Source organism: Pseudomonas carassii (assembly GCF_036324045.1).
In the GTDB taxonomy this organism is placed as follows: domain Bacteria; phylum Pseudomonadota; class Gammaproteobacteria; order Pseudomonadales; family Pseudomonadaceae; genus Aquipseudomonas; species Aquipseudomonas peradeniyensis.
Map to the genome: position 1 here is coordinate 92,206 of NZ_JAZDCT010000020.1, position 7,232 is coordinate 99,437.

The window sequence follows — 7,232 nt, forward strand, 5'->3', positions numbered from 1 at the left end:
ACTGGAGCGCTCGGGTACGCCCAGCGGCGGGTGGCGGATGGTAGAAAATGCTTGCTGGGAATGCGTGGGAAAGATGTAACCACCCATATCGAAAAACACCTCGGCCTCATCGCGGGGCAAGCCTGCCCCCAGGCCAGCCGCGCTGTCCAGGCTTCGTCGTGGGAGCAGGCTTGCCCCGCGATGGCGTCAATCTGATTCAGCCTCGATTAAGCCATTCATTGCTATCATCGCCGCCTTCACAGCCACGAACCGCGCGTATGTCCGTCCCAGCCCCCTGCCCGGCCCGGGCCTTGCCCGACAGCTTCTTCGACCGCGACGCCCAAACCCTCGCCCGCGAACTGCTGGGCAAGGTCATCCGCCATCGCCACGGCGATCTCTGGCTGGCAGCGCGGATCATCGAGACCGAGGCCTACTACCTGACCGACAAGGGCAGCCACGCCTCCCTTGGCTTCACCGAGAAGCGCAAGGCGCTGTTCCTCGACGGCGGGCACATCTACATGTACTACGCCCGTGGCGGCGACTCGCTGAACTTCAGCGCCCAGGGCCCGGGCAACGCGGTACTGATCAAGTCCGCCTACCCCTGGACCGACGCCATCTCCGACGCCAACAGCCTGGCCCGGATGCAGCTGAACAACCCCGATGCCAGCGGCAACCTGCGCCCACCCGAGCGCCTGTGCAACGGCCAGACCCTGCTGTGCCGAGCCATGGGCCTGAAGGTGCCGCACTGGGACGCTCGGCGCTTCGACCCCGAACGCCTGTATGTCGAGGACTGCGGCATCCCGGTGCCACGGGTGATCCAGACCACCCGCCTGGGCATCCCCCACGGCCGCGACGAACACCTGCCCTACCGCTTCGTCGATGCCGACTATGCGCGCTTCTGCACCCGAAACCCGCTGCGCCGCGGCCAGGTCGAAGGGAAAGACTTCTTCATGCTCGAACAAGGAAACTGAACCATGGGCCAATGGCTCGACAGCCTGACCGCCTGGCTTGGCGCCAACCCGCAGTGGCTGGGCCTGGCCATCTTTATCGTGGCCTGCGTCGAATGCCTGGCGATCGCCGGCATCATCGTGCCCGGCACCGTGCTGCTGTTCGCCGTCGCCGTCCTGGCCGGCAGCGGTGCCTTCAGCCTCGGCGAGACCCTGCTGCTGGGCTTCCTCGGCGGCCTGCTGGGCGACGCGATCTCCTACGGCATCGGCAAGTACTTCCACCAGAACATCCGCCGCCTGCCGCTGCTGCGCAGCCACCCGCAATGGATCGGCAGCGCCGAGGCGTATTTCCAGCGCTACGGCATCGCCAGCCTGCTGGTCGGCCGCTTCATCGGCCCGCTGCGGCCGATGCTGCCGATGGTCGCCGGCATGTTCGACATGCCGCTGCCGCGCTTCATCGCCGTGAGCCTGGTGGCCGGCGCCGGCTGGTCGGTGGCCTACCTGCTGCCAGGTTGGGCCACTGGCGCGGCCATGCGCCTGCCACTGCCCGAAGGGTTCTGGCTGGACGCCGGCATCGTCATCGGCACCCTGGCGGTGCTGATTGGCCTGAGCCTGAGCACCAGCATCCGCGACCAGCGCCATGGCACCCGGTTGATCGCCGCCCTCAGCGGCCTGGCCGTGGCCGCGCTGTTCATCGGCTGGCCGTACCTGAGCGAGTTCGACCAGGGCGTGATGACCTTGGTCCAGGAACACCGCAGCCAGGTGATCGACGGCGCCGTGGTGCTGGTTACCCGCCTGGGCGACTTCCGCACCCAGTTCTTCCTGGGCGGCCTGCTCACTGGCCTGCTGCTGCTGGCCCGGCAATGGCGCCATGCCTTGTTCGCCGGCGCGACGCTGATCGGCACCGCCGCCGCCAACGGCACCTTGAAATGGCTGTTCGCCCGCGCCCGTCCTGAAGTGCTGGTCGATCCGCTGACCAGCTACAGCATGCCCAGCGGCCACAGCTCGGCGTCGTTCGCCTTCTTCCTGGTGCTGGCGGTGCTGGCCGGACGCGGCCAGCCGCCGCGCATGCGCCTGACCTGGGTCATGCTGGGCTGCCTGCCGGCACTGGCGATCGCCTTGTCGCGGGTGTACCTCGGGGCGCATTGGCCAACCGACATTCTCGCCGGGGCACTGCTGGCGTGCTGCGTATGCGCGGCGAGCCTGACCCTGGTGCAGCATCGCCAGCCACTGGTGGCGCTGCCGCAACGGGTATGGTGGCTGGTGCTGCCGGCGTGCGTCGCGTTGCTGGCGTTCTTTGCCCTGCATGCGCTGCCAAAGGCGTTGTTACGCTACCAATACTGATGCAGTCGCAAATCCCTGTAGGAGCGGCCTTGTGCCGCGAAAGGGCTGCGAAGCGGCCCCGGGATTTTGGCGGCATTTGCGATAGTCGGGGCTGCTGCGCAGCCCTTTCGCGGCACAAGGCCGCTCCTACAGGGATCGTATGAGTCGCGGCGGGTGCAAGCCTTATCAGGCGAACAACTCACCCTGAATCCGCTCGAGCAACGCCTGGATCGCCTCCAGCCTGAGCTGCGGCGAATCGATGGCCAGCAGGTCGAGCTTGTCCTCTTCCATGAACGGCAGCAGGTACGCCAGCTGGTTGCCCAGCGACTGGCGCCCGTCCACGTCGCGCGGCATGTCCAGCGCCTCGACCATCGGGTGCTCGCCCAACGCCAGCAGCAGGGCCAGCAGGTCGTCGTCCTGCTCCACCAACGGGCTGTCCGCCAGGTCCGGCAGCCATTGCACCTCGGCGAGCATCAGCTGATCCTTCTGCACCTCGGTCCGCTCGACGCGAAACCGTCGCACGCCCTCGACGCGAATACCCAGCAGGCCGTTGTCCTGCTGCACGAAGTCGCGGATCAGCGCCTCGCAGCCGACCGAGGCCACCACCGGCGGCGCCTTGCCCACCTGTTCGCCTTCAAGGATGCACACCACGCCGAAACCGGCGCCCTGCTTCATGCAGCGACCGATCATGTCCAGGTAGCGCGCCTCGAAGATCTGCAGGTCGAGCAGGCAACCGGGGAACAGCACGGTATTGAGGGGAAACAGCGGTAACGTCATCTCGACTCCTCAAGCCACCAGGCTGACCGCCAACGGCAGGAACACCGCCGTGGCCACCCCCATCAGGCTCATCGCCAGCGCGGCGAAGGCGCCGCATTCGTCACTTTCCTGCAAGGCCACCGAGGTGCCCACCGCGTGGGCGGTCACCCCCAGCGCCATGCCCCGTGCCTCGGGGCTGAGCACGCCGCAGCGGGTCAACAGCGCCGGGCCGAAGATCGCGCCGATCACCCCGGTGATCAGCACGAACACCGCGGCCAGGGCCGCCACCCCGCCGATCTGCTCGGCCACCAGCATGGCGATCGGCGAAGTGACCGACTTCGGCGCCATGGTCATCAGGATCATCTTTTCGGCACCGAACCACCACCCCAGCGCCAGGCACGCCACGGTGGCGAACAGGCCTCCGACTACCAGCGTAGTAAATGTCGGCCAGAACAGCTGCCGAATACGCCGCAGGTTGAGGTAGAGCGGCACCGCCAGGGCCACGGTGGCCGGCCCCAGGAGGATGTTCATGATCTCGGTGCTCTTGCGGTATTCGGCGTAGTCGATGCCGCAGGCCAGGAGGATGCCGATCACCACCAGCATCGACACCAGCACCGGTTGCAGGAAGATCCAGCGGGTCTTCTCGTAACCCGCCAGCACCAGCTGGTAGGCGGCCAGGGTGATGCCGATGCCGAACAACGGATGATGGATGACCGCCTCGAGCGTGCCGTGCCAGTCGAGGATCATGGCTGCTCCTCGCGCTTGCCCTGGCGGTGGATCAGCTTCTGCATCAGCACACCGACGAACACCAGGGTCAGCAGGCAGGAGATCAGCAAGGCTCCGACGATGGCCCAGAAGTCGGCGGCGATGTCCCTGGCATAGACCATCACCCCCACCGCCGGCGGCACCAGCAGCAGCGGCAGGTAGCGCAACAGGCTGCCGGCGGCCTCGTTGAGCGGCTCGCCGACCTCGCCACGGATCATCAGGAAGGCCATCAGCAGCAACAGGCCGATGATCGGCCCGGGCAGGATGGGCAGCAACAGGTGGTTGATCGCTGTTCCAAGCAACTGGAACAGCACCAGCCAGGTCAAACCACGCAACAGCATATGGACCTCCCTCAGAGCATGGCGACCATTATAAGCACGCTAAGCAACTGCCTATAAGGCGATGTTCGGCGAAAAGCGGGCAACTTGACTGAAACGGTTCGCCGTGCTGATCTTGCACATTCGTACCAAATGACAATCTGGAGATGTCGCGATGCCCTATGTACCCGTTACAGAGCTTTCGCAGTACGTTGGCAAGGAACTGGGACGTTCCGCCTGGCTTAAGATCGATCAGCAACGCATCAACCTGTTCGCCGAGGCCACCGGCGACTTCCAGTTCATCCATGTCGACCCGGTTAAAGCAGCCAAGACCCCGTTCGGCACCACCATCGCCCACGGTTTCCTTACCCTGTCGTTGATTCCCAAGCTGATGGAAGACATCCTCGTGCTGCCCGAAGGGCTGAAGATGGTGGTCAACTACGGCCTGGACAGTGTGCGCTTCATCCAGCCGGTGAAAGTCGACAGCCAGGTGCGACTGAAGGTCGACCTGACCGACGCCACCGAAAAGAAACCGGGGCAATGGCTGCTCAAGGCCACCGTCACCCTCGAGATCGAAGGCGAAGAAAAGCCCGCCTACATCGCCGAACCGCTGTCGCTCTGCTTCGTCTGATACGCCCCAGGGGCCGCCACGCGGCCCCGATTCACGCACCCGCGCATTCTGCGGCATACTCGGCGCATCGATTGTCCCGGACTCCGCCATGCGCCCCCTGCTCCCCCTGACCCTGATCCTGTTGCTCGCCGCCTGCGGTGAAGGCGAACCGCTGTCGCCCCCGGACGCCCGGCTGCCCGACGGCGGCCGCTACCGCGGCCAGGTGGTCGATGGCCTGCTGCAAGGCGAGGGGCGCATCGACTACCCCAATGGCAGCTGGTACGCCGGCACCTTCAAGGACGGCCAGTGGCATGGCCAGGGCGAATGGCACGGCAGCAACGGCGAGGTCTATCGCGGCCAGTTCAGCGCCGGCCTGTTCCAGGGCCTGGGCGACCTGACCACCCCCGGCAGCCATTACGCGGGCACCTTCAAGCATGGTCGCCGCGACGGCGAGGGCGCGCTCAGACAGAACGACCAGACCTATCGCGGCCAGTTCAAGGACGACCAGTACGAAGGCGCCGGCCAGCTCGAACTGGCCGACGGCAGCCGCTACCAAGGCCTGTTCGCCAAGGGCAAGCCCAATGGCGCCGGTGTGCGCAGCGACGCCAGCGGCAACCAGTTCAGCGGCCACTTCATCGACGGCCAGCTGCAAGGCGCCGGCACCTACGACAGCGCCGACGGTGAGCAGTACATTGGCGAATTCAAGGACAACCGCCTCGAAGGCCGGGGTCGCTACGAGAGCGCCGACGGCGACGTATGGATCGGCGACTTCAAGGATGGATCGCTGATCGGCCAGGGCGAACTGCTGGGCAGCGACGGCAGCCGCTACAAGGGTGGTTTCCGCGACTGGCGCTTCGCCGGCAGCGGCACCTTGCAGTTGGCCGACGGCAGCCAGTATGTCGGCGGCTTCACCGATGATGCCTACCACGGTCGCGGCAAGCTGACCCACCCGGACGGACGGGTCGAGAGCGGCACCTGGGTCAACGGCGTGCGCGTGCGCGATGCCCAGGGCAAGCTGCTGCCCGACCCACTGGACCTGGCCCTGCTCAACCAGGGCAAGCTGCTGGGCGATGCCTTGGCCAAGGTGCCGGCGTCGGAGCCGCCGGTGCAGCTGTACAGCCTGGTGGTGGCCGGCGACGGTCAGCAGAGCGTGTTCCTGCGCGAGGCCGACTATGTCAGTAACATGCTCAAAGTGCGCTTCGGCGCCCACGGCCAGGTGACCCTGGTCAACCATCGCGACCATCTGGCCGACCGCCCCATGGCCACCCGCGAGAACCTCACCCGCGCCGCCCGCACCCTGGCCGAGCGCAGCGGTCCCGAGGACCTGGTGTTCATCTACCTGACCAGCCACGGCAGCCATGACCACCAGCTGGTGCTCGACCAGCCTCGTCTGCAACTGGCCGATCTATCCGCAGACGAGCTGGCCAGCGCCCTGGCCCCGCTCAAGGACCGCGACAAGGTGATCGTCATCTCGGCCTGCTATTCCGGTGGCTACATCGCCCCGCTCAAGGACGACCGCACCCTGGTCATGACCGCCGCCCGCCCCGACCGGGTGTCGTTCGGCTGCTCCGAAGAAGCCGACTTCACCTATTTCGGCGACGCCCTGTTCGCCCAGGCGCTGAACCAGACCGACGATCTGAAACAGGCGTTTGAACTGGCGCGGCAAAGCGTTGCCGAAAGAGAACGAAGGGAAGGCTTCGAAGCCTCGGAGCCACAGCTCTGGGCGCCGCCAGCAGTGATCAGCCACTGGCAGCGCCTGCGCCGCCAACAGGCCGAGCAAGCCCTGCGCAATGAAGCCCAGCCAGCTTCGGGGCAACAGGCAAAAAAACCTGGCGCCCACTAAGCTGTGTAGTAACGAGGGAGAGACATCATGTACCTGACGCCCCAACATGTCCTGCTTGCCGGTGCCACGGGTCTGACGGGTGAACACCTGCTCGACCGCCTGCTCAACGAGCCCACCATCAGCCGCGTGCTGGCACCGACCCGCCGCCCTCTGGCCGAGCACCCGCACCTGGAAAACCCGGTGGGCGACCCGGCCGTGTTTCTCCCGCAACTGGCCGGCCGCGTCGATATCGCCTTCTGCTGCCTGGGCACCACGCTCAAGCAGGCAGGCTCGGAAAACGCCTTCCGCGCCGTCGACCTGGACATGGTCGTGGCCTTCAGCAAGCGTGCCCGCGAGATGGGCGCACGCCACTTGCTGGTGATCAGCGCCCTGGGCGCCGATCCGAAGTCGTCGGTCTTCTACAACCGGGTCAAGGGCGAGATGGAAGAGGCACTCAAGCAGCAGGACTGGCCGCAGCTGACCATCGTGCGGCCTTCGCTGTTACTCGGAGAGCGGATCGAGCCGCGCCTGGGTGAACGGATGGCGGCGCCATTCGCCCGCCTGATACCGGGCAAGTATCGGGGCATCGAGGCCTGCACCCTGGCCCGGGCGCTGTGGCGTCTGGCGCTGGAAGAGGAAGACGGGATTCGGGTGGTTGAGTCGGACGAGTTGCGAAAACTCGGCAAGAAATAGGTCGGCAATGCAGGCCTCAT

The 7,232-nt window shown here is 66.2% G+C and carries 8 protein-coding genes; 5 read left to right on the forward strand and 3 right to left on the reverse strand.

Annotated elements, in window-relative coordinates:
* Positions 1–257: 257 nt before the first annotated feature.
* Positions 258–950, forward strand: coding sequence for a DNA-3-methyladenine glycosylase (locus V0R62_RS16140; protein WP_186732662.1), 693 nt, complete (start codon positions 258–260; stop codon positions 948–950).
* A 3-nt stretch (positions 951–953) separates the two neighbouring features.
* Positions 954–2,270: a bifunctional DedA family/phosphatase PAP2 family protein gene (locus V0R62_RS16145; protein ID WP_330104466.1), complete on the forward strand. Its 1,317-nt coding sequence runs from the start codon at positions 954–956 to the stop codon at positions 2,268–2,270.
* A 165-nt stretch (positions 2,271–2,435) separates the two neighbouring features.
* Here the strand turns inward: V0R62_RS16145 and V0R62_RS16150 are convergent, their stop codons facing one another.
* The 3 genes from V0R62_RS16150 to V0R62_RS16160 are packed head-to-tail and all read right to left on the reverse strand — an operon-like array spanning position 2,436 to position 4,111.
* Positions 2,436–3,026 (reverse strand): LON peptidase substrate-binding domain-containing protein, encoded by a 591-nt coding sequence (locus tag V0R62_RS16150; RefSeq protein ID WP_050707068.1) that lies wholly within the window; start codon positions 3,024–3,026, stop codon positions 2,436–2,438.
* Between the two features lie 9 nt (positions 3,027–3,035).
* Entirely contained in the window at positions 3,036–3,752 is a 717-nt protein-coding gene (locus V0R62_RS16155) for an LrgB family protein (protein ID WP_330104467.1), read from the reverse strand.
* On the reverse strand, positions 3,749–4,111 hold the full coding sequence (locus tag V0R62_RS16160) for a CidA/LrgA family protein (protein WP_330104468.1): 363 nt from the start codon (positions 4,109–4,111) through the stop codon (positions 3,749–3,751). Before V0R62_RS16160 ends, V0R62_RS16155 begins: the two co-directional genes overlap by 4 nt.
* 151 nt (positions 4,112–4,262) lie before the next feature.
* On the opposite strand from V0R62_RS16160, the gene V0R62_RS16165 reads away from it, so the two are divergent.
* From V0R62_RS16165 to V0R62_RS16175, 3 genes are all read left to right on the forward strand, one after another.
* Positions 4,263–4,718, forward strand: a complete 456-nt coding sequence (locus tag V0R62_RS16165) for a MaoC family dehydratase (protein ID WP_110737952.1) — start codon at positions 4,263–4,265, stop codon at positions 4,716–4,718.
* 88 nt (positions 4,719–4,806) lie between these two features.
* Positions 4,807–6,540 carry a C13 family peptidase gene (locus V0R62_RS16170; protein WP_330104469.1) on the forward strand — a complete coding sequence of 578 codons (1,734 nt, stop codon included), beginning with the start codon at positions 4,807–4,809 and terminating at the stop codon, positions 6,538–6,540.
* A gap of 27 nt (positions 6,541–6,567) precedes the next feature.
* Positions 6,568–7,212, forward strand: coding sequence for an oxidoreductase (locus V0R62_RS16175; protein WP_028690375.1), 645 nt, complete (start codon positions 6,568–6,570; stop codon positions 7,210–7,212).
* Positions 7,213–7,232: the final 20 nt, after the last annotated feature.